At 68.9% G+C, this 24,189-nt stretch carries 20 protein-coding genes and 2 pseudogenes; 5 read left to right on the top strand and 17 right to left on the bottom strand.

The features are described from left to right. Positions 1–232 precede the first annotated feature (232 nt). Positions 233–1,774 (top strand): hypothetical protein, encoded by a 1,542-nt coding sequence (locus C1I99_RS03585; protein ID WP_111132718.1) that lies wholly within the window; start codon positions 233–235, stop codon positions 1,772–1,774. Between the two features lie 24 nt (positions 1,775–1,798). Here C1I99_RS03585 and C1I99_RS03580 read toward each other — a convergent pair whose 3' ends face one another. The 14 genes from C1I99_RS03580 to C1I99_RS03515 form a co-directional block, all read right to left on the bottom strand. Continuing rightward, positions 1,799–1,975 carry a hypothetical protein gene (locus C1I99_RS03580; RefSeq protein ID WP_111132717.1) on the bottom strand — a complete coding sequence of 59 codons (177 nt, stop codon included), beginning with the start codon at positions 1,973–1,975 and terminating at the stop codon, positions 1,799–1,801. A gap of 82 nt (positions 1,976–2,057) precedes the next feature. After that, complete coding sequence (locus tag C1I99_RS32560; protein WP_267897465.1) at positions 2,058–2,363, bottom strand: transposase; 306 nt, start codon at positions 2,361–2,363, stop codon at positions 2,058–2,060. Positions 2,364–2,686: 323 nt separating this feature from the next. After that, on the bottom strand, positions 2,687–4,189 hold the full coding sequence (locus C1I99_RS03570; RefSeq protein WP_111132715.1) for a CoA-acylating methylmalonate-semialdehyde dehydrogenase: 1,503 nt from the start codon (positions 4,187–4,189) through the stop codon (positions 2,687–2,689). Between the two features lie 48 nt (positions 4,190–4,237). After that, positions 4,238–5,122: a sugar phosphate isomerase/epimerase family protein gene (locus C1I99_RS03565; protein WP_111132714.1), complete on the bottom strand. Its 885-nt coding sequence runs from the start codon at positions 5,120–5,122 to the stop codon at positions 4,238–4,240. Continuing rightward, a complete protein-coding gene (locus C1I99_RS03560; protein ID WP_111132713.1) occupies positions 5,119–6,141 on the bottom strand; it encodes a Gfo/Idh/MocA family protein in 1,023 nt (340 codons plus the stop codon). The genes C1I99_RS03565 and C1I99_RS03560 overlap by 4 nt, the downstream gene beginning before the upstream one ends. Before the next feature lie 2 nt (positions 6,142–6,143). Next, a complete protein-coding gene (locus tag C1I99_RS03555) occupies positions 6,144–7,019 on the bottom strand; it encodes an ATP-binding cassette domain-containing protein (protein WP_111132712.1) in 876 nt (291 codons plus the stop codon). Then, positions 7,016–8,071, bottom strand: coding sequence for an ABC transporter permease (locus C1I99_RS03550; protein ID WP_233512305.1), 1,056 nt, complete (start codon positions 8,069–8,071; stop codon positions 7,016–7,018). The genes C1I99_RS03555 and C1I99_RS03550 overlap by 4 nt, the downstream gene beginning before the upstream one ends. Positions 8,072–8,076: 5 nt before the next feature. Further along, a complete protein-coding gene (locus tag C1I99_RS03545; RefSeq protein ID WP_111132710.1) occupies positions 8,077–9,069 on the bottom strand; it encodes a sugar ABC transporter substrate-binding protein in 993 nt (330 codons plus the stop codon). Between the two features lie 121 nt (positions 9,070–9,190). Beyond that, entirely contained in the window at positions 9,191–10,087 is an 897-nt protein-coding gene (locus C1I99_RS03540) for a TIM barrel protein (RefSeq protein ID WP_111132709.1), read from the bottom strand. Next, positions 10,084–12,030 (bottom strand): 3D-(3,5/4)-trihydroxycyclohexane-1,2-dione acylhydrolase (decyclizing), encoded by a 1,947-nt coding sequence (gene iolD / locus C1I99_RS03535; protein ID WP_111132708.1) that lies wholly within the window; start codon positions 12,028–12,030, stop codon positions 10,084–10,086. Before iolD ends, C1I99_RS03540 begins: the two co-directional genes overlap by 4 nt. Continuing rightward, positions 12,027–12,953 (bottom strand): 5-deoxy-glucuronate isomerase, encoded by a 927-nt coding sequence (iolB, locus tag C1I99_RS03530; protein ID WP_111132707.1) that lies wholly within the window; start codon positions 12,951–12,953, stop codon positions 12,027–12,029. The genes iolD and iolB overlap by 4 nt, the downstream gene beginning before the upstream one ends. Then, positions 12,950–13,849: a Cgl0159 family (beta/alpha)8-fold protein gene (locus C1I99_RS03525; RefSeq protein WP_233512304.1), complete on the bottom strand. Its 900-nt coding sequence runs from the start codon at positions 13,847–13,849 to the stop codon at positions 12,950–12,952. The genes iolB and C1I99_RS03525 overlap by 4 nt, the downstream gene beginning before the upstream one ends. Continuing rightward, positions 13,846–14,826: a 5-dehydro-2-deoxygluconokinase gene (gene iolC / locus C1I99_RS03520; RefSeq protein WP_111132705.1), complete on the bottom strand. Its 981-nt coding sequence runs from the start codon at positions 14,824–14,826 to the stop codon at positions 13,846–13,848. Before iolC ends, C1I99_RS03525 begins: the two co-directional genes overlap by 4 nt. A gap of 55 nt (positions 14,827–14,881) precedes the next feature. Next, positions 14,882–15,886 carry a Gfo/Idh/MocA family protein gene (locus C1I99_RS03515; protein ID WP_111132704.1) on the bottom strand — a complete coding sequence of 335 codons (1,005 nt, stop codon included), beginning with the start codon at positions 15,884–15,886 and terminating at the stop codon, positions 14,882–14,884. A gap of 163 nt (positions 15,887–16,049) precedes the next feature. Here C1I99_RS03515 and C1I99_RS03510 point away from each other — a divergent pair, with 163 nt between their 5' ends. Further along, on the top strand, positions 16,050–16,787 hold the full coding sequence (locus tag C1I99_RS03510) for a GntR family transcriptional regulator (protein WP_111132703.1): 738 nt from the start codon (positions 16,050–16,052) through the stop codon (positions 16,785–16,787). Between the two features lie 142 nt (positions 16,788–16,929). After that, positions 16,930–17,169, top strand: a pseudogene (locus tag C1I99_RS03505) (DoxX family protein); the annotation flags it as partial. 425 nt (positions 17,170–17,594) lie between these two features. On the opposite strand, the gene C1I99_RS03495 reads toward C1I99_RS03505, so the two are convergent. Next, positions 17,595–18,926, bottom strand: coding sequence for a cytochrome P450 (locus C1I99_RS03495; RefSeq protein WP_158553945.1), 1,332 nt, complete (start codon positions 18,924–18,926; stop codon positions 17,595–17,597). 356 nt (positions 18,927–19,282) lie between these two features. Between C1I99_RS03495 and C1I99_RS03490 the strand changes: the two genes are divergently transcribed. After that, positions 19,283–19,513 (top strand): hypothetical protein, encoded by a 231-nt coding sequence (locus C1I99_RS03490; RefSeq protein ID WP_111132700.1) that lies wholly within the window; start codon positions 19,283–19,285, stop codon positions 19,511–19,513. A gap of 216 nt (positions 19,514–19,729) precedes the next feature. Here the strand turns inward: C1I99_RS03490 and C1I99_RS03480 are convergent, their stop codons facing one another. Next, positions 19,730–21,172, bottom strand: a complete 1,443-nt coding sequence (locus tag C1I99_RS03480) for a glycoside hydrolase family 43 protein (protein WP_111132698.1) — start codon at positions 21,170–21,172, stop codon at positions 19,730–19,732. Positions 21,173–21,941: 769 nt separating this feature from the next. Here C1I99_RS03480 and C1I99_RS03475 point away from each other — a divergent pair. Further along, on the top strand, positions 21,942–23,264 hold the full coding sequence (locus C1I99_RS03475) for an RICIN domain-containing protein (RefSeq protein WP_233512303.1): 1,323 nt from the start codon (positions 21,942–21,944) through the stop codon (positions 23,262–23,264). 808 nt (positions 23,265–24,072) lie between these two features. Here the strand turns inward: C1I99_RS03475 and C1I99_RS03465 are convergent. Beyond that, positions 24,073–24,189: pseudogene (locus C1I99_RS03465) on the bottom strand (IS5/IS1182 family transposase); the annotation flags it as partial.

The following is a 24,189-nucleotide window of genomic DNA, read 5'->3' as shown; positions in this document are numbered from 1 at the left end:
GGTCACCGGTCTCGTCCACGATCAGGCGTTCGGCGCCGACGGCACCGTGCCGCACCGGGTCCGGGAGGTGGTCCGCGAGTCCTGGGAGCGGTCGGTCACCGACGACGGCACTCCGTGTTCGCCGGTCGGGCGGCTGCTCAGTAGAGGGGAAATTCCGAGTTTTATCCGCTTAATGACCGTTTGTACGGTCTGATGTCCTCTGCGGCTCTTCCTATAGCAACAGGGGTGATCCATGCTGTCTACTCGTTCCCGGCTGCAGCTCGTCCTGGCGGGTGTGGCGCTGGTCGGCACGAGCGCCGTCGCCGCTGGCTGCGGCGCTCCCGCCGGCCCGTCGGCCACGCCAACCGCGCTGGCGACCGGGGCCCGTCCGGCCATCGAAGCGGACCCGCCGACCGATTTCCTGACCCGCCTCCGCGAGCAGCGAGGGCTGCCGCCGCTCCCCGACTCCGCGCCGCGCACCTCGGCCGACCCGTACGACCAGGCGCCGCTGCTCCCCTCCGCCGGGCCGGGGCAACTCGACCCCACCTTCGGTACGAGGGGAGTAACCATCATCGCGTTCCCGGGGCGGTCGTACGGTGTGCACGGACTGACCGTGCTCCGCGACGGCGCGATCGTGGCCGCCGGCGGCGACCAGACCTTCCAGTCCGGTGAATTCGTGCTGGTCAAGTACCGCTGCGACGGCACGCTCGACCCGGACTTCGGGGACCGTGGCCGGGTGGTCACCCCGATCCCGCTGGGCGCCGGCGGCGGCGCCCAGGCGATCGCGACCGCACCGAAGGGGAAGCTGGTGGTGGTCGGCACCGCAGGTCTCGGGGGCGAGAACGAACTCGGCTTCGCGGTGGCCCGATACCTACCGAACGGAGAACTGGACGCGAGTTTCGGCACCGGCGGAATCGTGGTGGCCCCGGTCGGGCCGGCCCGCAGCGCCGGCGCCAGCGACGTCGTCGTACTGCCCGACGGGCGGATCCTGGTCGCCGGCGGCGGGAACGACGCCGACGGTAACCCGGGTTTCGCCGCCGCACGGTTCCTGCACGACGGCCGCCTGGATCCCAGTTTCGGCGACGGCGGCTCAATCGTGGTGCCGATGCCCGGCGGCGACGCGGCCGGGTTCGCCCTCGCCGTCCAGCGGGACGGGCGGATCGTGTTGGGTGGCACGGCCGAGGACCAGGGCATCACCTCGTTCGCGCTGGCCCAGCTCACCGCCGACGGTCAGCTCGACCGGAGCTTCGGCACCGACGGGGTGGTGGTCGAGGCATTCCCGGACGCGGGGATCAACGGCGCCAACGACCTGGTCGTCGATGGGAAGGGGCGGATCGTCGCCGCCGGCGTGACCGGCAACCCGCAGGAGCCAGGGGCCTTCGGCCTCATGCGGTTCCGTCCGGACGGCTCGCTGGACCCGACGTTCGGTGGGGGCACGGGCATGGTGCGGACGGAGTTCGAGGGCAGTGCCGGTACGCTCGGCGTCGTGGTGCGTCCGGACGGCGGGCTCGTCGCGGCCGGTCAGGCATGGCCGAACATCGCCCTGGCCGGCTACCAGGCCGACGGCGACCTCGACGAGGGCTTCGGCGACGGCGGCCGGACGGTGACCTCGGTCGGGCCGGTCTCCGCTGCCACGGGCGTGGCGCTCCAGTTCGGACGGCGGATCGTGATCCCCGGTCTGACCGGCAACGACACGCTAAGCGACGCCTCGTTCCTGGTGGCCCGGTACGGGCTGCTCCCCGGCCCGCTACCGGAATGCTGCGAGCGAACCCCATCGGTCAACGGACTGGGCTAAGAGTGCGTGTTTGAGATGCGTTGATCAGGTCCAGGTGAAGGTGCGGCGGGCTTGACGGCGTGCGGGTCGGCCGTGGGTGATGCGGCGGGTGATGCCGGCGATAGCGGCCCAGCGGATGAGGGCTTCGGAGACGGCGGGGTGGCGTTCGTAGTCGCGGGCCAACCGGCGGCAGACGGTGAGCCAGGCCAGGGTGCGTTCCACGACCCAGCGGCGTGGGTGGACGAAGCCGCGCTGGTGGGCGGGTTGCGGACGATCTCCAGCGTGGTGCGTAGGGTGTGGCGGGTCAGTCGATCAGGCGGCCGGTGAAGCCCTGGTCGGCGAAGACGTACCGGATCGGGGTGACCATGTAGGCGCTGAGCAGGGCGGTCTTGGCGCCGTCGCGGTCCTGCCAGCTCGCGGCGAGCACGGTCACGGTGACCAGCAGGCCCAGGGTGTCGGTGATGATGGACCGCTTGCGGCCGTTGATCTTCTTGCCCGCGTCGTAGCCTCGGCTGTCCCGGCCGACGGTATCGGCGCTCTTCACGCTCTGGGAGTCGATGACGGAGAAAGAAGCCCATATCGGTCGAGAGCGGGCCGTGGCCGGTGGCATACGAAGGCAATTGTGGACATCCCACTGATGGACCGAACCCAGGAGCAGCGCTTCGCCCTTGTACGCCACGCCCTCTACTCGCTGGCCAGTCCATCCGCGCACGGAGACGCACATGCCGATCCGTTTACCTGGGACCGGGAGACGGCGGTCGCGGTCATCGCCGCCGTCGCCGCGCTAGGGAGCGCGGCGGCCGTTGGTCAGCCACGTCCGCTCGGCCGCGGTTGCGATCTCCTCGGCCCGGCTCGCAGGGACTGGGTGGGCCGGCCTCCTCCGCTTGGATACGGCGAATGCCGCCGCGACGGCGAGCCGCTACGCGGCGCATGTCAGACGTTTTGGGGGAATCCCAGGTTGAGGCCGCCGTGGCTCGGGTCGAGCCAGCGCGAGGTGACGACCTTGCCGCGGGTGAAGAAGTGCACGCCTTCGATGCCGTGGGCGTGCGTGTCGCCGAAGAGGCTGTTCTTCCAACCGCCGAACGAGTAGTAGGCCACTGGCACCGGGACGGGTACGTTGATCCCGACCATGCCGACCTCCACCTCGCGCTGGAAACGGCGGGCCGCGCCACCGTCGTTGGTGAAGATGGCGGTGCCGTTGCCGTACGGGTTGGCGTTGATCAGGGCGAGCCCCTCCGCGTAGGACGTGACCCGCAGCACCGACAGCACCGGCCCGAAGATCTCGTCGCGGTAGATGGACATGTCGGGTGTGACGTTGTCGAAGAGGGTCGGTCCGAGCCAGAAGCCGTCCGGACCGCCGTCGAACTCGCCGTCCCGCCCGTCGAGGACGAGTGTCGCGCCCTCGCTGATCCCGGCCGCGACGTAGCTGGCGACCCTGTCCCGGTGCTGGCGGGTGACGAGTGGGCCCATGTCGCAGCCACGGGTGCCGTCGCCGGTGCGCAGCTTGTGCATCCGGTCCGTGATCTTCTGGACGAGTTCGTCGGCGATGCTGTCGATGGCGACGAGAGCCGAGATTGCCATGCATCGCTCGCCGGCGGACCCGAAGCCGGCGTTGATCGCGGCGTCGGCGGCGAGGTCGAGGTCCGCGTCGGGCAAGACGAGCATGTGGTTCTTGGCGCCGCCGAGCGCCTGGACCCGCTTGCCGTGCGCGGTGGCCGTCTCGTAGACGTACCGGGCGATAGGGGTCGAGCCGACGAACGAGACCGCCTTGACGTCGGGGTGGGTCAGCAGCGCGTCAACGGTCTCTTTGTCGCCGTGTACGACGTTCATGATCCCGTCGGGCAAGCCGGCCTCGGTCCACAGCCGGGCCACGGCGAGCGCCGCGGAGGGGTCCTTTTCGCTGGGCTTGAGAACCACGGCATTGCCGCAGGCGATGGCGATCGGGATGAACCACAGCGGGACCATCGCGGGGAAGTTGAACGGTGAGATCACCGCGACGACACCGAGCGGCTGCCGGATCGAGTACACGTCGACCGACGTGGAGGCGTTCTCGGTGAACCCGCCCTTCAACAGGTGCGGGATGCCGCAGGCGAACTCGGCGACCTCAAGCCCCCGGGTGACCTCACCGAGCGCGTCGCTGAGCACCTTACCGTGCTCGGCGGTGATGAGCGCCGCGATCTCTTCCTTGCGCTGGTTTAGAAGTTCGCGGAAGGCGAAAAGCACCCGCGCCCGCTTGGCGAGAGAGGCGTCGGCCCAGCCGGCCCAGGCCGCGTTGGCCGTGGCAACGGCCTCCCCGACGAGGTCGGCGGAGGCGAGATCGAGGCGGCCCGTGACCACCCCGGTCGCGGGGTTGAAGACCTCGCTGGTACGTGTGGAGGCGCCGTCCCAGGGGCGGCCGCCGATGAAATGGGTGATGCGATCAGGTGACGCGCTCACGGTGCTCTGGTCCTTTTCTGCCGGGTGTGCAGGTCGGTGGCGGGCCGATCAGCCGGGTGACTCGAAGGTGGGCGGGGTCGCCCAGCGGCCCAGGTAGTCGCGGATGGTCTGGCGCATGAAGGTGCTGGACTCGCGGGCCCGGTCCTCCCAGGCGAAGACGCAGGTGGTGACGATGCCGCCGAAGCCGATCGACTCCAGGGTGGTGAAAACCTCGTCGAAGTCGACCTCGCCCTGCCCGATGTCGAGGTGCTGGTGCACGGTCACCTGCGCTCCCGGGGGGTTGACGATGTAGCGCAGCCCCGACGAGGCGGTGTGGTTGAACGAGTCGGCGACGTGGACCATCGTCAGCAGGTCACCGGCCTGCTCCATGATCCCCTTGCAGTCGTCGCCCTGGTGGAACGTGTGCGGGGTGCAGTAGAGGAACGACACCTGGGACGAGTTGATGCCACGGATGATGTTGACCGCCCGCTTGCCGTCCTCCTCCCAGTCGTCCGGATGCGGCTCGATGACCAGCCGGATGCCCTCCCGCTCGAAGAGGGGCAGCAGTTCCTCCATAGACCGCCAGAACTGGCGCTCGCAGACGGCCGCCTGGCGCGGGTTTCCGTTGAACTCCGAGTTCATCGTGTCGACCCCGAGGTCGACGGCGATCTGGATCGCTCGCCGCCAGTAGCGGACCGCGGCCTGCCGATCGTCCTCGTCCGGGCCCGACCACCGATAGAGCGGCAGCACCGACGAGACGCCCACGCCGGCGTCCCGCAACGCCTGCTTGAAGCGGCGCACGGTGGCGTCGTCGGCGCGCGGGTGGGTGAAGAATGGCGTGAAGTCGTCCCGCGGGGACAGCTCGATCCATTCGTAGTCCAGCTCCGCCACCAACGCCGGCAACTTTTGCAGCGGCACGTGCCGGAACATGTACGGGTCAAGTGCCAGCTTCATCCGGCCGCGCCCCCGAGGACCTCGGCGCGATCGGCCAGGTTGACCCGGATGGGCCGGCCGGTCGCGAGCGCCGCGACGCCCGCTGCGCTGACCGCCGTAGCGGCGTAGCCATCCCAGCTGGTCGGCCCGACGACCGCACCGCGACGCGACGCGTCGACCCAGGCCTGGACTTCCAGGTCGTACGCGCGGCCGAAGCGGTCCCGGAAGTCGTCCGGGATGTGGCCGCCGTAATGATTGTCGCGCCGGAGGTGGGGCCCTTGCCCGAGCCCGATCGTGATGTTGCCGCGCTCGGCCACCGCCTCGCACCGGACCTCGTAGCCGATTCGTGAGTTGACGAAGACCTCGGTCGTGGCCAGGCCACCACCGGCCATCTGGAAGATCGCCACCTGCGGGTCGCGAACACCGTCGGCCGCCTCGCTGGTCGACCTGGGCACCAGGATGGTGACCATGTCGATCTCGTCATCGAACAGCCAGCGGCACACGTCGACCTCGTGCACCAGCGAGTCCTGGACGATCATCTCGGAGCGGAACGAGTCCGGGACGACCTTGTTGCGGTGGATGTTGTGCACCAGCAGGGTGCGCCCCAGCTCGCCCGAGTCGAGCAGGCGCTTCATCGCGGCGTACTCGGGATCGAACCGCCGCATGAAGCCGACCTGGACCAGCGGCCGGCCGCCCTTCCGCTCAGCCTCAACGACCCGCAACGCGGACGCGGCGTCCATCGTCAAGGGCTTCTCGCACAACGTGTACTTGCCGTTCTCGACGCAGGCGAGGACCTGCTCCTCGTGAGCGAACCCGGGCGACGCGATGAGGACCGCGTCGACGTGCTCGTCGGCGATGAGCGCGATGGGGTCCTCGACGGCGCGTACGCCGGGGAAGCGAGCGGCCAGTTCGGCGGCTAGGTCGGTGTCCGGATCGGAAACGGCGACCAAGTCCGCGCCGCTGATCCGGTGGACGAGCCGGTCGGCGTGATCGGTACCCATCATGCCGACGCCGACGACTCCGACGCGCAGCGGTGCCATGCTCAACCTTCCTCCTGTTCGCTGCGCGCCCCGGTCCGCGTATCGGAACCGTCGCGCTGTCCTGTCTCGCCGCGCAGTTCGGCGCTGAGTTCTTCGAGTTCCTGGCCGCCGGCCATCTCGGTGGTCAACCGCGCGAGTGTGAGCTCGGCGCGCCGGGCATCGAGTGCCACCTGACCGAGCTTGAGGATGACGAAGTGGTCGCCGACCAGGTAGGCGTGCTGCGGGTTGTGCGTGATGAAGATGACGCCGAGGCCGGCGTCGCGGGCGCGGAGGATGTACCTCAGGACGACGCCGGACTGCTTGACGCCGAGGGCGGCCGTGGGCTCGTCGAGGATGATGACCTTGGCGCCGAAGTGGATGGCCCGGGCGATGGCGATGCACTGGCGCTGGCCGCCGGAGAGCGAGGCCACCGGGCGGTCGAGGTCAGGGATGACGATCCCCATCCGCCGCAGTTCCTCGTCACAGATGCGCTTCATCCGCTTGATGTCCAAGGTGCGCAGCAACCCTTTGCGGATCTCGTTGCCGAGGAAGAAGTTCCGCCACACCGACATCAGGGGCACGAGTGCGAGGTTCTGGTAGACGGTGGCGATCCCGCTGCTCTGGGCGACCCGGGGCGAGGCGAACCGGCACGGCTGGCCGTCCAGCTGCATCGCCCCTTCCGTGTAGTCGTGCAGGCCGGAGATGATGCCGATCAGAGTGGATTTGCCCGCGCCGTTGTCGCCCAGCACACAGGTGACCTCGCCTTGCCGGACGTTGAGTGTCACGCCGCGCAGGGCATGCACGTTGCCGTAGCTCTTGCCGACGTTGTCGAGCTGCAGCAGCGGCGGCGGTTCCGGGTGGTCGGTGGCGGGTTTTGATCCGATGATCGCGGTCGTCATCGCAGATCCGCCTTTCGCTTGACGTACAGGTTGACGATCGTCGCGAGCAGCAGCATCAGGCCGAGGAAGGCGCGGAACCAGTCGGGGTTCCACCCGGCATAGTTGATGCCGAGCTGGGTCATCCCGAAGATCAGCGCGCCGATCGAGGCACCGACGACCGAGCCGTAGCCGCCGGTGAGCAGGCACCCGCCGATCACCGCGGCGATGATGAAGATGAACTCCTTGCCGACCCCCTCACCGGACTGGACAGTGTTGAACTGGAACAGCAGGTGCATGCCGGAGAGCCAGGCGCAGAAACCCACGGCCATGAACAGACCGATCTTCGTCGCCCGGACCGGCACGCCGACGGCTCGGGCAGCATCGGCGTCACCGCCGACGGCGAAGATCCAGTTTCCCAGCTGGGTGCGCAGCAGGAGGTACGCCGCGATGCTGGTCAGGATGACCCAGTAGAGGACGGTGACCTTCAGGTTCACCGGCCCGAGGGTGACCTCCGACCCGAAGATCTCCTTCGCGCTGTCGAAGCCGTCCATGTCGCTGATGGTGGAGCTGGCGACGTTGCCGGTGAGCATCCGGGTGACGCCGAGGTTGACGCCCTGCAGGATGAAGAACGTGCCCAGCGTGACGAGAAAGCTCGGCAGGCCGGTCTTGAGCAGCAACCACCCGTTGAACGCGCCGATGGCCAGGGACAGAGCCAGCGCCAGGAGGACACCTACCCAGACGTTGAGGCCGAAGTTCCAGGCGAACAGGGAGGCGGCCAGGCCGGACGTGGTGACCGCGACGCCGGTGGACAGGTCGAACTCGCCGCCGACCATGAGCAGTGCCACGGGCACCGCCATGATGCCGATGGTCGAGGCCCCGTAGAGAATGGTTCCGACGTTGGCGACGTTGCGGAACGGCTCCGCCACCGCCATGAACAGCAGGAAGATCACTATCGCGCCGACGAGCGACCCGACCTCGGGGCGACTGATCAGCCGGGCCGGCAGGGGGCGGGTGGCGACCCGGTCGTCCCGGGCCGCCGCCAACCTGTTCGGCTCCATTGCCGTGGCAGTCACGTCGATCACCTCGTACCGTTCGCGGCGAACTTTTCGACCGACGCGACGTTGGAGCTGTCGATAAAGGCCGGACCGGTCAACGTCGCCTGCCCACCGCCGATGGTGTTGCCGTTGGTCTGGTAGAGCCACAGGCTGTCGATCGCCAGGTAGCCCTGCAGGTAGGGCTGCTGGTCGACGGCCCATTCGACCTGGCCGCTCTTGATGGCGCCCACCAACTCCTTGTTGGTGTCGAAGGTGACCACCTTGGCGGAGCTACTGGCATCCTGGACCGCCTTGACGGCGGTCAGCGCGAACGGGGCACCGAGGGTGAGCACCCGGTCGATGCTCTTGTCCTGCTGCAGCTTCGCGGTGATGGCCGCCTGGACGCTCGGCATGTCGGTGCCGGTGACGTAGATCTTCTCGGTGTTCGGGAAGGTGGACTTGGTGCCGTCGCAGCGTGCCTCGAGCCCGACATGGCCCTGCTCCTGGATGACGCAGAGCGCCTTCTTGGCGCCGTCACGGGTGAGGCGCTCGCCGGCCGCCTGTCCGGCGATCTTCTCGTCCTGACCGAAGTAGCCGAGGACCCTCATGCTCTTCCAGTCGTCGATGCCCCCGTTCAGCGCGACGACGGGGATGCCGCTCTGGACCGCCTTGGTGACGACGGCTCGCAGGGCATCGGGCTTGGCGAGGGTCACCGCGATGCCGTCGACCTTCTTGTCGATCGCCGACTGGACCAGGTTGGCCTGGTTGGCGCCGTCCGGGTCCGCCTGGTATTGCAGGTCGACGTTGTCCTTCTGCGCTGCGCCCTCGGCCCCCTTACGGACCAGATCCCAGAAGGTGTCACCGGGAGCCGCGTGAGTGATCAGGGCGATGGTCATCCGCGGGGTGCTGGCGGCCCCGCTGGTGCCGCCGCCACCTTCCTCGGTGGACTTCCTGCCGCCGGTGGAACTGCAGGCGGCGACGGTGAGCGCCAGGACGGCGCTGGTTGCGATCAGGCAGAGGCGGGATGTGCGAGTCATTGTGGCATAACCACCTTTCGCGATCCGTCGCGCGGACGCGGACTGGGACGGGTTGGTGTGGTGCAGTGATGACCGCTGGGTATGGGTGGTGCGCTGGGGGTGGGGTGGTGTTGCGGGTCGGTCAGCGCAGCAGGCCACAGGACCGGAGGTAGGCCAGGGTCCGCGTGGCGATGGGCAGGGGCTGGTCGGGCGGGCAGGGGTACATGTCCTGTTCGACGATTGCAAATATCTCGACGTCGAGCTTCGACAGGGCGTCGAGGATGGGAGGCATCTCGGGAATTCCGTTGGGAGGCTCGCACATGACACCCATCCGCACGGCCTCGCCGAACCCCGCGCCCTCGGTCTGCGCCTTGGCGAGGATCGCCGGGTCGACCTGCTTGAGGTGCACATAGCCGATCCGCTCGGGATAGTCGTGGATCAGCTTGAGGCTGTCACCGCCGCAGTACGCGATGTGCCCGGTGTCGAGGCACAGGCTCACCAGGTCAGGGTCCGTGGCGTGGAGGAACCGCTCGACGTTGGCGTGGGTGTCCACATGCGTGTCGGCGTGCGGGTGGAACTGGATCCGTAGGCCGAACTCCTCCCGGACCTGGCGCGCGAGCCGGTTCATCCGCGCGGCGTACGCGGGCCACTGCTCGTCGGTGAGCTGCGGGTCCTCGATGACCGCTCCGGTCTGCGGATCCCGCCAGAAGTCGGGGATGACCACCAGATGCTCGGCGCCCATGGCCGCGGTCAGCGACGCCGCCGCGGAGACGTCCCGCCACGTGGTGTCCCACGAGTCCGCCCGGTGCAGATGCTCGAAGATCGTCCCGGCGGTCATGGCCAAGCCGCGCTGGTCAAGCTCGTCCCGCAGCCGGACCGGGTCGGTCGGCAGATAGCCGTACGGGCCCAGCTCGATCCGGGTGTAGCCGGCTGCCGCGACCTCGTCGAGAAAGCGCCCCCAGGGCGTCTGCTGGGAGTCGTCGGAAAACCACACCCCCCAGCTGTCGGGGGCGCTGCCGATCATCACCGGCTTGGTCATCGGGGTGTCCTCTCCGTCGGCGCCACGTGTGGGCGCTGGCTGGCCTTGTGCGCGGCGTAGGTCTGGTACGCCCGTCGGGTGCTGTCGAGTTCGCTGACCTGGCTGACCGGTACGTCCCACCACGACTCGCTGTCGGGGGCGTGGACCGTGGGGTCGGTCTCGACGTGGATGACGACGGGCCCGCCGGCGGCGGGAGCGGCTTTGGCGTTCTTGATCGCATGGTCGAGTTCGTCCGGGCTGCGTACCTCGATGACGGTGGCCCCGAGGCTGCGGGCGTTGGCGGCGAGGTCGATCGGCAGCTTCCCGCCGTCGAGTCGGCCGGTGGCGTCGTCGCGGTAGCGGTACCTGGTACCGAACCGCTGCGAGCCGAGCGATTCCGACAGCGAACCGATGGAGTGGAAGCCGTGGTTCTGGACCAGAACGATGATGACCTTGGTGTGTTCCTGGACCGCGGTGACCAGCTCGGTCGGCATCATCAGGTACGAGCCGTCGCCCACCAGGATGAAGACGTCCCGGTCGGGGTCGGCCAGCCGCACCCCGATGCCGCCGGGTATCTCGTAGCCCATGCAGGAGTAGCCGTACTCGACGTGGTACGCCTTGCGGTCCCGGACCCGCCACAGCTTGTGCAGGTCGCCCGGCATGGAGCCGGCGGCACACACCACCACGTCCCGGGGGTCGGACAGCTCGTTGACCCGGCCCAGCACCATGCCCTGGGTGAGCACGCCGCCGGCGAGCGTGTCCACGACCTCCGGACCGGGGTGGTAGGTCGCCTCCACCCGCGCGTCCCAGTCCCGCCACAAGCTCGCCTGCCGCTGCCGGTACTCGGGGGCCACCGCGTACCCATCGAGGGCCGCGCCGAGCGCGGCCAGCGCCTCCCGGGCGTCGGCCACCACCGACAGTCCGGCGTGCTTGCCGGTGTCGAAGCGGGCGACGTTGATGTTGATGAAGCGGACGTCCGGGTTCTGGAAGGCCGTACGCGAGGCGGTGGTGAAGTCGCTGTAGCGGGTGCCGATCCCGATGACGACATCCGCGTCGCGGGCGAGCGCGTTGGCGGCGGTCGTACCGGTCGATCCGACGGCACCCATCGCCTGCGGGTGGCCGTGTGGCAGCGAACCCTTGCCCGCCTGGCTCTCGCCGACCGGGATACCGGTCGCCTCGCAGAACGCGCGTAGCGCCGCCTCCGCACCCGAGTAGTGCACCCCGCCACCGGCTACGACGAACGGCCGGCGGGCCGACCGGATGATCGCGGCGGCGTCGGCGATGTCGGCCGCCTCGGCCGGGGGCCGGGCGATCCGCCAGACCCGCTCGGCGAACAGCTCCGCCGGCCAGTCGTAGGCCTCCGCCTGCACGTCCTGCGGCAGCGCGATCGTCACCGCCCCGGTTTCCACCGGGTCGGTCAGCACCCGCATGGCACCGAGCAGGGCCGAGGGCAGTTGCTCCGGCCGGTTGACCCGGTCGAAGAAGCGGGACAGCGGACGGAAGGCGTCGTTGACGGTGAGGTCGGCGGCGTACGGCACCTCGAGCTCTTGGAGCACCGGCTCGGACACCCGGGTGGCGAAGGTGTCAGCGGGCAGCAACAGCACCGGGAGCCGGTTGACGGTGGCCAGCGCGGCGCCGGTGAGCATGTTGGTCGAGCCGGGGCCGATGGACGCGGTGCAGGCCCAGGTCTGGAGGCGGTCCTTCTGCCGCGCGTAGGCGACCGCCAGGTGAACCATCGCCTGCTCGTTGCGGGCCAGCACGTACGGTAGGTGTTCGGCGCCGCCGGCTCGTTCGTTCTGCAGCAGGGCCTGGCCCACCCCCGCCACGTTGCCGTGGCCGAAGATGCCGAGACAGCCGGCGAACAGCTTCTGACGCTCGCCGTCGCGTTCGCTCCACTGGTTGGCGAGGAACCGTACGACGGCCTGGCCGACGGTCAGGCGGATCGTCGGGGCGCTCACGGTCATCGAGACCCTCCCATCGGCAGTCTTGGATCAACGGCCTGCCCCGACCACGACTCGCGCACCCACCCGTGGGCCGGGTCGTCACAGATCAGCCAGGCCCGGGTGGCGCCGGGGCCGGCCATCACATTGAGGTAGTAGAGGTCGTAGCCAGGCGGGGCCATCGCCGGGCCGTGCCAACCGTGCGGTACAAGGACCACGTCACCGGAACGGACCTCGGCGAGGACATCGATCGGGCGCTGCGGCGTGCCGTAGACCCGGTGGTAGGCAATCGGGTCGGCACCGTCGACCGGCGTGTCCCCGCTCGCGGCCCGGACCTCGAAGTAGTAGATCTCCTCGAGCTCGGTCTCCACACCGTCGCGCTCCTCGTCGTGCTTGTGCGGCGGGTAGGAGCTCCAGTTGCCAGCCGGTGTGACGACCTCGCAGGCGATGATCGAATCGGCGTCCAGTACCTGCGGGATGCCGAAGTTGCGCACCTCGCGCGAGGCCATGCCGGCACCGCGGAGTTCGACCGGCACGTCGGCGGCGGTCACGTGACACACCGGCAGCGGGACGGCCCGCTTCGTCGCCTTCGCGCCGGCCAGGGCGACCACGGCCGGGGCGTCGCCAGGGTTGCGCACGGTGAGACGCGCCTCCCGTGGTACGTAGCACACGTCGGTCGGACCGGCGAAGACACTCCGCCGGCCGCTGAGCCGGACCTCGTGCCGTGCGCCGGTGTGATCGACGACCTCGACGTCCGGACCGCCGCGCAGCGGTACAACGATGATCTCGCTGTCACCGGTGGGAAGGTCGACCTGACCGGCTGGTGGCAGCGCGGCCACGCGGAGGCTGGTGTGCTCCCACCCGTTCAGGGCGTCAGTGATCGCCACCTGGAAGTCGCCCGCGCCGGCGGTGCCGTACGGATGCCACCAGCGGCCGGTCCCGGTCATGACCGCCGCCCGTGGACGAGGCCAGCGGCGATGTCGACGGCCGCCGCCACGTTGCCGTCCGGAGGAAAGAGCAGCGCGCGCCCGACGACCAGGCCTCGTACGGCGGGCAGGTCGAGCGCCGCGGCCCACGCGGCGTACGTCTCGTCGGGGTGGCCGCTCGGATCGCCGCCGAGCAGGAGGGTCGGCAGGGTGGTGGCGTCCATGACCCGAACCAGGTCATCGACGACCGGCAGCTTCAGCCAGGTGTGCTGGCTGGTCGCACCGAGCCCGGAGGCTATGTGGATCGACGCGATGGTCGAGTCGGGATCGAGCAGGTTGCGGACCCGGCCATCGACGCGGACCGAAAGGAAGGGCTCCACCATCGCCATCAGGCCCAGCCCGGCCAGTTCGGTGACCGCGCGCCCACTCGACTCAAGGGTGGCCACGGTCGCCGGATCGTCGAGACAGATCCGGGTGAGCATCTTCCCCCCGTCGAGACCTCGGGCGGCGATCTCGGCCGGGGTGTAGGCCGTGAAGCGGTCGTCGAACTCGAAGACCGAGCCCTGCAGACCGCCCCGGTTCATCGAGCCGATGGCGAGCTTGTCGTCGAGTGCGCCGAGCAGCAGCAGGTCGTCAAGGATGTCGGGAGTGCCGAGCACGCCGTCGACACCTGGGCGGGACAGCGCGGTGACGAGGCGTTCCAGCAGCTCGCTGCGGGATGCCATGGCCTGGCGGTCGTCCTGGACGCCGAGGGCACCACGGGCGGGATGATCCGCGGCCACGATGAGCAACCGGCCGTCCGGGCCCACCCGATCACGGCGCTTGCGGCTGGCCCACCCGGCCGCGATCCGCTCCGGCTCACGCACCCGGACCTCGGTCAGATCACGGATACCCGGTCGGTTCGAGGTTGTCATCATCGTGGCACCTCCTCTTCCCGCTCGCCGAGTAGGACCTCGACCTCGGCTGTTGTCGGCATGGCGCTGGAGCATTCGAACCGGGATGCGACGATGGCCCCCGCCGCGTTGGCGAACGACAGGATGCGACGCAGCTCCCAACCGCTGAGCAGCCCGTGGACGAGGGCACCGCCGAACGCGTCGCCGGCGCCGAGGCCGTTCACGACCGTCACGGGAACCGGCGGCACCTCGACGCGCTCGGTGGCGGTCGCGGCGAGGACACCCTTGGGGCCCTGCTTGACGATGGCCAACTCGACTCCCATGGCGAGCAGGGCGTCGGCCGCGCGGTGCGGCTCGGTCTCACCGACCGCGACGGCGCACTCCTCGCGGTTGCCGACCGCGACCGTGACCTGCTTCAGAGCTTCACTCACCTGAGCGGTGGCCGCACCCGGGCTTGGCCAGAACATGGGCCGGTAGTCGAGGTCGAGAATCGAGTGCGCGCGCCGGCCGCGGGCCTGCCAGGCGGCGAAATGCGCCGAGCGGGACGGCTCCTGCGACAGGCCAGTAACCGTGCTCCAGTACACGGCCGCATCGCGGATCACGTCGGCCGGGATCTCGTCCGGTTCGATCAGCAGGTCGGGGGCCGTCGGATAGCGGTAGAAGTACAGCGGGAAGTCGTCCGGGGGAAAGATCTCGCAGAAGGTCACCGGAGTCGGCGGGCCGTCGACCGCGGTGACAAAGGTGTCATCGACGTTGAACTCGCGCAGCGCGCGGTGGACGTACCGGCCGAAGGGGTCGTGGCCGGTACGGGTGACGAGGGCGGTGCGGCGCCCGTACCGGGCCGCGGCCACCGCGACGTTGGTCGCGCTGCCGCCGAGGAACTTCTCGAACCGCTTGACGTCCTCAAGCCCCACACCGTGGTCGACCGGATAGATGTCGACTCCCGTCCGGCCCATCGCCACCAGGTCGTATGCTGCTGTGCCAAGGTCACCTGTCCGCATCGGTCCGCCTTCCCTCCACGCGGCCACGATGGGCGCGCGGGCAGTAGTCATGGCCTCAGTTCCCCTTGATCTCGGCGAGGGCGACGGGCCGGCGCTCGGCCCGGGACAGTTCGCACGCCTCAGCGACCCGGAATGCTTCGAGCGCGTCCTGGACGGAGCACGGCGAGGCGCGAACGCCACGGGCGACCTCCGCGAAGGCGGTGAGCTCGGCTTGGTACGCCGGCAGGAAGCGCTCCATGAACGACCACCTCCGGGGACCTCGCGGGAAGTCGACGTCCGCCTCGACGGAGTCCATCGCGAGCGAGTGGTCCAGCCCGACCCCGATCGTGCCCCGCTCGCCGAAGATCTCCATCCGCACGTCGTGGCCGCCGCCGTTGTACCGGGTCGAGGAGACCAGCACGATGCTGCCATCGTCCATGGTCAGCAGCGCGCCGCCGGTGTCGACGTCGCCGGCTGCCGAGAAGAAGTCGGCGCCCTTGTTGCCGCCCGTCGCGTAGACAGTGGCCACCTCCCGTCCGGTGACGAACCGCAGGATGTCGAAGTCGTGGACGTTGCAGTCGCGGAAGATCCCGCCGGAGGCCGGGATGTAGGACTCGTGCGGCGGCGATTGATCATGGGTGTTGGCCCGGATGGTGTGGATGAAACCGAGTTCGCCCGCCTGTACCACCTGCCGGGCACGTTGGTAGCCGGCATCGAAGCGCCGCTGGAAGCCGACATGCACCGGAACCTCGCTGGCCGCGACGAGGTGGGCCAGATCGATCGTCTCCTCGAGGGTCGCCGCCAAGGGCTTCTCGCAGAACGTGGACACGCCTGCGGCGATACCCTGGCGCAGCAGGGGGGCATGGCCGGGGGTGGCCGTCGCGATCACGAAGCCGTCGAGGCCCGAGGCGAGCAGCGCCTCGACGTCGCGGGCGACGCCCGCCCGAAGCTCGTCGGCAAGGGCCCGGGCGGTCTCGACGTCAGCGTCCGTGATCAAGAGGTCGTCAACGAAGTCGAGTTTGGCCAGTGTTCTGGCGTGAAAGGCACCGATCCGTCCGGCACCCGCGAGCCCGATACGCATCCCGTGTCCCATCCAATCCGTGGAGGTACCCCGGCCCTACGTGAGCCCGGTAGGGCCGCCGACGTTGCACGAGAGCCTGCCCCGCAGGTAAAAGGCCTGTCAAGAGTTTGTTCTGACATAATTACGTGCTGCCTTACTGTCAAGGCAGGTGTAGAGTGCGGTCGTGGCAGTGAAAGTTGGCGTGACGATCGACCGCTCCTCTCCGGTGCCCCTCTACCACCAGCTCGCGGAGCAGCTCACCAACGCCATTGCCACGGGCCAGCTGCGACCCGGCGACCCCTTCGAGAACGAGATCGCGCTCGCGGAGCGCCTCAACCTGTCCCGCCCGACCGTGCGGCGCGCCATCCTGGAGTTGGTCAACCGCGGCTTCCTGGTGCGGCGACGGGGGCTGGGCACCACTGTCGCGAACCGCAAGGTGCACCGGCGCGCCGAACTCACCAGCCTCTACGACGACCTCAGACGCGACGGCGTCCAGCCCGAGACCGCCGTCCTGCAGCACGAGCTGAAGCGGGACGAGTACATCGCCGGCATGCTCGACCTGCCCGCCGACACCGAACTCCTCGCGATCGTCCGCCTGCGGCTGGCCGGCGGGCGGCCGCTGGCCATCCTGCGCAACTGGCTGCCACCGCCGTACACCGACATCAACAAGGCCGACCTCGAAGAAGCCGGCCTGTACGCCCTGCTGCGAAAGCGCGGTGTGCGCCCCGTCGTCGCGCATCAATCGATAGGCGCCCGCATGCCCGACGCAGCAGAGCGCCGCCACCTCGAACTGCGGCCCGCCGGGCCCGTCCTCACCATGACGCGCAGCGCGTTCGACGTGGTGGGCGCACCGGTCGAATACGGCGATCACTGCTACCGAGCACAGGATTACAGCATCGACGTCATGATCGACCAACGCTGACGGGGTGCGCTCCAACACCCGTCGGAAGAAGACGCCGGTCCACCACATCCTGTGACACCAGGCGCTTGTGAAGGACATCACCTAGCCGAGCTGTCACAGGAGCCGCGTCGGTTGCACCGAACACGCCAGTGTCGGCTTCGTCAAGACCCTTGAGGTCATCGAACTCCTGGCTGCGGTTGGCCTGATCCTGCCTGCCGCGCTCGACATCGCACCGGTGATGGTGCCGGTGACCGCCCTCTGCTGGGTCTTGCTGATGGTCGGCGCGATGATCACCCATCTCCGCAATGGCGAAGCCAAGTTCATTGTGCTGAACCTGGTCTACCTCGCCCTGGCCACCTACGTGGCCTGGGGCCGATTTGGACCCGGGTCCTTCACCGGCTGACCTGTGAGGCCGAGCGGGCCGCACCTGGCACTCGCCGAGGCGGGTACCCGGCTCGCCGACGCCTCACCACGGCGTATCCGACGAGACCCGAGCTCAGGTGCGCACGCACCACGACGACGACGACCAGATCGTCGCGCTTCGCGCTCGCTATCGGCGCCTGGCGAGCAGCTACCCGAGCAGTACACCACCGACCAGTCGGACCGAGATGAGGACCTGAACCCGATCCCGCACACCCACCAATGCCCGCTGTTCGGCACGGCCGGGGTTCGCTGCAGGGGGCGATCGTGACGGGCCGTGACGCCCGGTCGTCGACCCGCCACCGCTCGACCCGGGCGAGATCGGCTACCTCTGCTACCTCACGGTCGTCTTCGGGTTTCTCGCGGCGCCGGTCGTGACGCGGCTGCCCGCCAAGCTGGCGCCCCGGCTCACCGCGCTCCGCGCCTACCTGTTCCCGACCCACTGGCGGCCGTTAGGCTGTCACGGCGGGTGAAGGTCGCTTGTAGGCCGGCCGGGATCAGGAGCGCTTCCGGCCGCATGACGACCCCATCCGGGTCGGCCACCGTGACCTCGTATTCGCGCACCAGTGTGGCCAGCGCGACCACCAGTTGCAGCATGCCGATCTGGTTGCCGAGGCAGATCCTCGGTCCGGCGCCGAACGGCAGGTACGCGAACCGCGCGTGCGGCGGCCGCTCCCCCAGCCAACGGTCGGGGTCGAACCGCTCGGGCTCCTCCCACCACCGCGGATCGCGATGGATCAGGAAGACCGGCATCATGACCTGCTGGCCGGGGCGGAACGCCCACCGACCGAGCGTCGTGTGCGTGCGTACCTCGCGGCCCATGAGCCACGTCGGGATGTAGGCGCGGAGCAGCTCCTTCACGACCGCCTCGTTGTAGGGCAGGTCTTCGGCGGTGACCGCCCCGCCCGCCGGCAACGCTTCCGCCTCGGCCCGGATGCGGGCGGCGACGTCGGGCTCGCGCGCGAGGGTCAGCACCGCCCAGGCGAGCGTCGTGCCGGGTACGCCGTGCGAGGCCCGCAGCATCACCGACAGCGTCCGGTAGACGCCCTCGTCGTCGAGGTCGCCGCCGTCGCTCCGGAGCATGGTGTCGAGCAGGTCGCGCACGGTGTCGTGGGGCCGGGCGCGCCGCTGCCGGATGCGCTGGTGGAGCAGCTCGGAGAGCCTGCTGTTGGCGGCTTTCGCCGAGCGTACCGCGCGGACGGGCAGCCAGCGCGGCAGCGACAGGGAGCTGGACATCAGAGCGGTCGAGTATTCCGCAGCGTCGGCGACCGCGGTCGCGATCTCCTCGCTCCCCTCGCCGAGGCAGTAGTCCGCGGTCGCGTGGATGACAAACGACTTCATCACCGCCGCCACGTCGACCCGACCGTCGAGTACCGTGTCCAGCCGGGCGTGGAAGACGTCCACCAGGCGGCCGCTGTGTGCGTCGGCCGCCGCCCGGTTGACCCCCGGCCGACTCTTCCGACGCCCGGCCATCGCGGTCGGCGTCTCCCGCGCGATCACCTCCGACGGCGTGTCATCGAAGAGATCAACCTCGATGCCGAAGTCTGTGTTGGTGCGCACGAGGATCTCGTGGACGAGGACGGGATCGGTCACGACGCTCGCCCGCGCGCTAAAGGCAAAGACGTCGCCGTACTCGCGCTGGCACCGCCGCAGGAACGCGATCCGGTCCCGCTCGTAGTCGTACCGGTTGCCGACCAGGCGCCGCCCGCGCGGCCCCGCCGGGTACTCACCCGTGGACATGCGTCTCTCCTTCGCGCCCGGCTTGCGGTGGCCGCACGCGGCGGCCACCGCCCTCATCGGATCAGGGAATCCAGGGGTACCGGCCGCCCATCCGCCCGCGGTCGAGCCGCACCAGACGAGCGAGACCCATCAGCGCGAGCTTCGCCATCACATTCACCTCCCCCACTACGACGTATTCGCCGGACTTTTTACGGTTCCATGCGGAGGGTGCACGAACACCGTCGCGCCCGTTCGGATTTGTACGAGTCTGTATGGAACAGGGCGAACGCTTGGTGTCGCGCGAGCACGCCGGTGACCCTGGGACATGACCGCAGCCGCTCCGGGCGTCCACCGATGAGCGTGGCACGTACCGGCGGGTGCTGGCCGAGCCCGTCTTCCGGCTGCTGCTCGTGACGAAGACGCTCGCGATCGCGGCGGCGTCGTTACGCATCCTCGCCCTCTCCACCCTGGTGTACGCGGCCCCGCGCTCGCCGCTATGGGCAGCGGTCGCGTTCGCGGCCGGCTTCCTGCCGCAGTTCGCCGGGGCGGCGCTCTTCGGGGCGGCGGCCGACCGGATACGTCCGCGGCCGCTGCTCATGGCGGGGTAGGCGATCGAGTGCGCGACGGCCGCCGTACTCGCCACCGCAGATCTGCGGGCTCGCCGCCGGGGTGCGTCACCCTCGCGGCGTTCGGCGGCCCGCGGCGTGCCCTGCTGGTGGTCGCCGCAGTGTACGGGCTGACCGCCCTGCTGGTCCGGGGACGGCTACCCGACCCTCCCGGCCCCGAGCCGGCCCGGCCGCGGCCCTGGTCCCTCACCCGCTCCGCTATGTCGTTATGCGGAAGGTGGCATCGTTTCGGCCCTGCGCGTCGGTGATCGGGTCGAGCCGGAGCAGGTACCCGCTGTGCCGGATGTAGCGGTCGGGGTAGTTGTAGGACTGGAACGATGCCCAGGAGGAGTTGGCGAGCCCGGAAACCTGACGGAACGTGGCGTCCTCGGCGAACGTGGCCGTGCCGTCGTTGGCCTCCAGCCGGAAGTCGAAGCCGTAGTGGCGCAGGTAGTAGCTGGGATAGTTGACAGACTGGATGGAAACGGTGCCAGAGCCGCCGGCCAGGCCGGGCACCAGTCGGAACTGGGCGTCTTGGGCGGGGCTGACGTTCGCGTCGATGCGTACGTCGAAGTCGGCGTGCCGGACGTACCGGTCCTGGTAGTTGTAGGACTGGATCCGGTTGACAGGCGTGCCGCGCCAGCGGCCGAGTACGCGGCTCTCCTCCGCGCTGGTCAGGTTGAGGACCGAGCCGTGGCGCTTACGGTTTCCGCCCATGTTGTATGAACCGGACGCTGGAGTCCGGTAGCTGCCGGGGCTCGACGGGTTGGTCGTCAGGACCGGCAGGTAGCCGCGTCCGGAGGCATACTGGTCGAGGTACAGCGCCCACTCGTTGCGGGTGTTGAATTTCATCCACATGGGACCTTCGACCTGGGATCCGGTCAGTCCGATGCCGGAGAGGTTGCCGAGGTTCGTCCAGGCCCCCAGGATCGAGTTGCTGCCTTCGATGGTGATCTGGCCGTCGCCTGATGCCCGGACGTAACGGTGGGTGCCGACGCCTGCCGGCATCTCGACAATCTGGGTGTCGATGATGCCCTGGGTGCCGGCCCGGTTGATGTACGACTGCGGTGTGGTGATGCTGCGGAAGTTCGTCGTCCGCGCGTAGTAGATGCGGTGTTTGAGCACACCGTTCAGGGTGGCGTTCGTTGCCCAGTAGAGGACGTAGTCGTTGGTGGCCGGGTTCCAGATTGCCTCCGGGGCCCATGCGTTGCGTCCGTCCGGGATGGCTCCGGCGACGTTGAGCAGCCATGGCGCGGACCAGTTGACCAGGTCGGTGGACTCCCACACGACGAGGTTGCGGCTGCCGTTGTTCTGGGCGTCGCTCCAGTTCTGGCCACAGCCGATGCAGAGGTCCGTGGCGATGATCCAGTAGCGATCGCCGGCGGGCGAGCGGACCAACGCGGGGTCGCGGACGCCGCGGGTGCCAACGGTGGAGCGCAGCACCAGCCCGCCGTTGTTCAGGTCGGTCCACCGCAGGCCGTCCGTGCTGTGAGCGAGGTAGATCTGCTGACCGGTCGACGACTCACCCGTGAAGTGCGCCATCAGGTAGCCGGTGAACGGGTCGAGCGCGGCCGCCTCCTTCGGCGTCGCCGCCGACCACGAGGTGAACAGTAGGCAGGCGGCGACGAGGACCGCGCTCAGCCGGGCGAGGGTTCTCGGCATGGGCTTTCCTCCTACGTAAGGGGCGACCGTTCTAGAGGGCGGGAACGATCGGGCGGATGATCTGACGAAGCGATGACTGTTAGCGCTAACAGACACGACCGGGCGACCGCGCCACGGAACCAGACGATGGTGAAGTACGGGATCCACCCGGACACCGAGGTCGCGGCGAGTGGCGGGGGCGGCACCGTCGCTTGGCGACACATCGGTTAAGGCCGTGTTACCGCTGAGTGTTAGCGCTAACACCACGCCTGTCAAGCCCTCGACAAGCATCGATCGGACTTACGCTGCCACCTGCACCAGGCGCCAGGCAGAAGGACCGGGACGGGCGCGCACGGGCGACTCGCGTGCCGACCACGATCAGGCGCGACGGCGCCTTGGTCACGGCGGGTCGGAGCCGTCGAGCCACCGAGCGATGTTCGAGTCTGAGCGTTCCTGAACTGGTCGGTTCGGGCTCTAGCGTCCCGCTGCCGCTTTCCGTTACCGATGTAACCCACACGACATCAGCCCGACGCAGGTGTCCGGAGGCGCGATGCAGACAGCTCCAGACTCCCAGGGGTCAGACGTTGCGGCCGCCCGACGCCGCCGCATCGACACGGCGTACGCAAATCGCTGGCGCAGGAGGGACGAGCCAATGAAATCGTCATACCGGGCCGCAGGGCGCGGAACGCTGTCTACCGCGCTCAGGCTGTTGGTGGCTGTCGCACTCGCCGCGGGCATCGTCACCGTCAGCCCCTATGAAGCACAGGCGTCCACCAGCCAGTTTAGGGGCGTGAACTGGGCGGACGCGCGAGACAACTTCGTCGACGGCGTGCTCTACGTGTCCGGGCTCAGCTCGTCCGACACCTACTCCTCGGCGGCCACGGTCGGGCACCAGGTGGTCGGCCAGCTCTACTCGATCACTGGTGCCAACACCGTTCGGATGCCGATCAACGAGCCGACCGTGTCCAGCTATTGGGGCACATACACCGGGGCGATCGACGCGGCGCTCAGCAGAGGCAAGGTGATCCTGGCGTACTGGGCCCACAGCGGCGGTAGGCCGGCGAACACGGCCGCGTTCAACCAGATGTGGGACACCGTCATCGCCAAGTACGGGAGCAACTCCAACGCCTACTTCGAGGTCATCAACGAGCCGTACGGCTACCCCACCACCGACCTGAACAATATGTACAGCGGCTGGTTGAACAGGTACTCCAGCGTCCCGCGCGGCCGGGTGATCCTCGACGGCGCCGGCTACGCCCAGAACGTCGCCGCGGTCGGCGGCGACAGCCGCCTGAACAACACGCTGCTCGCGGTGCACGACTACTCGTTCTTCGTCAACCCGCCCTACGAGGACGAGAACTCGTGGGCGAACCACATCGGAAACTACATCGGCTCGTACGCCAGCCGCACCATCGCCACCGAATGGGGTGGCCCGATGGGCCCCGGCAGCAAGAACGGCGTCTCCTACGACACCATCGACTACAACGTTCCCAGTGGGTCCTTCTTCGCCGACTACATCCGCGGCGTCAGCGGCAAACTGCGCAGCCTCGGCATGGGCAGCGTGTACTGGCCGGGCCTGCGCGACGGGGACTGGTACAGCTTGACGAGCAAGACCGGAAGCGGCTCGTCCATCACGCTGTCGCTGGTGAACACCTCTGGGCTGGACCGCCTGCACTACTCCTGGGGCCTTGGCAACGCGGGCGACACCTACGTGCAGATCCGCAACGCGGCCACCGGTCAAGTCCTCGACGGCATGGGCCGCACCAGTGCCGGGTCCAGCGCCGGCCAATGGGGTGACAACAACGGCAACAACCAGCAGTGGGTCATCGAGAACACCGGCGGCTACGTGCGGGTCAAGAACCGCGCCACCGGCCTCTACCTCGACGGTATGGGCCGCACGACCAACGGCGCCGCGGCGGCTCAGTACACCAGCAGCACCAGCACCAACCAGCAGTGGCACGTCGTCACCGACGCCAACAACGTACGCATCAGAAACCGCGCCACCGGCCTCTACCTGGACGGTATGGGCCGCACCGGCAACGGCTCCGACCTGGCCCAATACGCTGACTCCAGCAGCAGCAACCAGCGGTGGAAGATCGTCGCCGTCAGCTGAACCCCCGCCCACGCCGAACCCGCGTCAGCCCACCCGTGGTCAAACGAGCCATCTCCAAACACCACGTCAAAGGCACCATCGACCGCACCAACCACCAGGTCAAGGTCAGCATCCTCGGCGTGACCTGGAAGGGCCGACTCAGCCGACGCGTCCGCGCGCGGCGTGCCGGCCACCGACCTACTCGACAACCCGCACGCCGACGACCCGACGTGGGCCAACACCGGCACGGGCGCCGGCTTCCACGACCGGGGCGCGGTCGAGCGCGTCCAGGGGACTGGCTGGAACGCCGAGCCGCTCCACCGGACGATCGGCGCGGGCCCGCTCGACACCAAGCTCCGGGCCAACACGAAGTACCAGTGGACGACCGACGGACCGGGCGGCCAGTTCGCCTACCAATACGACGACTCCCCCCTCTGGCGGGTCAGCCGGTCGTCGCTCGACGTGGACCACCGGTCCGGCGGGCGGGAAGCGCCTGCGTACGGGTGCACGTCAGTTGGAGCGACTTCCGGTCCAGCGCCACACCGCAGTACTGACCGCCGCCTCGGGCCGTCCGCAGCGACATAGTTCGATCAGGAACGGGGCGGCCGGTTCGGCGGTGCGGAAGTACAGACCGGAGTGGCCGTGCATCAGGGCGCCCTTCAGCGCCTCGCCCCACTCTCGTGCATGATTGGTCGGGTCGCCTGGGTGTGGGGAACGCCTACTAACCCACAAGTAGCAAAAGGCATAAATCGAACGCCTCTGAGCTTCACCGCACGTAAACAGCGCACAGGTCAAGTATCAAATTCAGATGATCAACAATGAGCCATTTTCATCCTGGGTAGCGGTTGGTTTCGACGTGGTGCAGGACGAGGATGGCTTGGACGATCGGGGTGGCTCGGCGTGGGCAGCAGCGCAGCTTGGTCAGGATCTTCCAGGTTTTGAGCGT

It is taken from the genome of Micromonospora deserti (genome assembly GCF_003236335.1).
Taxonomy (GTDB): domain Bacteria; phylum Actinomycetota; class Actinomycetes; order Mycobacteriales; family Micromonosporaceae; genus Micromonospora; species Micromonospora deserti.
Note: the sequence above shows the minus strand (reverse complement) of the source record. Positions and strands in the feature narration are given on the sequence as shown.

Bases quoted from the DNA above. Each gene is read 5' to 3' on its own strand.
- C1I99_RS03545 (WP_111132710.1), bottom strand. From the start codon at position 9,069: ATGACTCGCACATCCCGCCTCTGCCTGATCGCAACCAGCGCCGTCCTG.
- C1I99_RS03585 (WP_111132718.1), top strand. From the start codon at position 233: ATGCTGTCTACTCGTTCCCGGCTGCAGCTCGTCCTGGCGGGTGTGGCG.
- C1I99_RS03525 (WP_233512304.1), bottom strand. From the start codon at position 13,849: ATGATGACAACCTCGAACCGACCGGGTATCCGTGATCTGACCGAGGTC.
- C1I99_RS03480 (WP_111132698.1), bottom strand. From the start codon at position 21,172: ATGCCGAGAACCCTCGCCCGGCTGAGCGCGGTCCTCGTCGCCGCCTGC.
- C1I99_RS03515 (WP_111132704.1), bottom strand. From the start codon at position 15,886: ATGCGTATCGGGCTCGCGGGTGCCGGACGGATCGGTGCCTTTCACGCC.
- C1I99_RS03565 (WP_111132714.1), bottom strand. From the start codon at position 5,122: ATGAAGCTGGCACTTGACCCGTACATGTTCCGGCACGTGCCGCTGCAA.
- C1I99_RS03560 (WP_111132713.1), bottom strand. From the start codon at position 6,141: ATGGCACCGCTGCGCGTCGGAGTCGTCGGCGTCGGCATGATGGGTACC.
- C1I99_RS03555 (WP_111132712.1), bottom strand. From the start codon at position 7,019: ATGACGACCGCGATCATCGGATCAAAACCCGCCACCGACCACCCGGAA.
- iolC (WP_111132705.1), bottom strand. From the start codon at position 14,826: ATGCGGACAGGTGACCTTGGCACAGCAGCATACGACCTGGTGGCGATG.
- C1I99_RS32560 (WP_267897465.1), bottom strand. From the start codon at position 2,363: ATGCCACCGGCCACGGCCCGCTCTCGACCGATATGGGCTTCTTTCTCC.
- iolB (WP_111132707.1), bottom strand. From the start codon at position 12,953: ATGACCGGGACCGGCCGCTGGTGGCATCCGTACGGCACCGCCGGCGCG.
- C1I99_RS03495 (WP_158553945.1), bottom strand. From the start codon at position 18,926: ATGTCCACGGGTGAGTACCCGGCGGGGCCGCGCGGGCGGCGCCTGGTC.
- C1I99_RS03540 (WP_111132709.1), bottom strand. From the start codon at position 10,087: ATGACCAAGCCGGTGATGATCGGCAGCGCCCCCGACAGCTGGGGGGTG.
- iolD (WP_111132708.1), bottom strand. From the start codon at position 12,030: ATGACCGTGAGCGCCCCGACGATCCGCCTGACCGTCGGCCAGGCCGTC.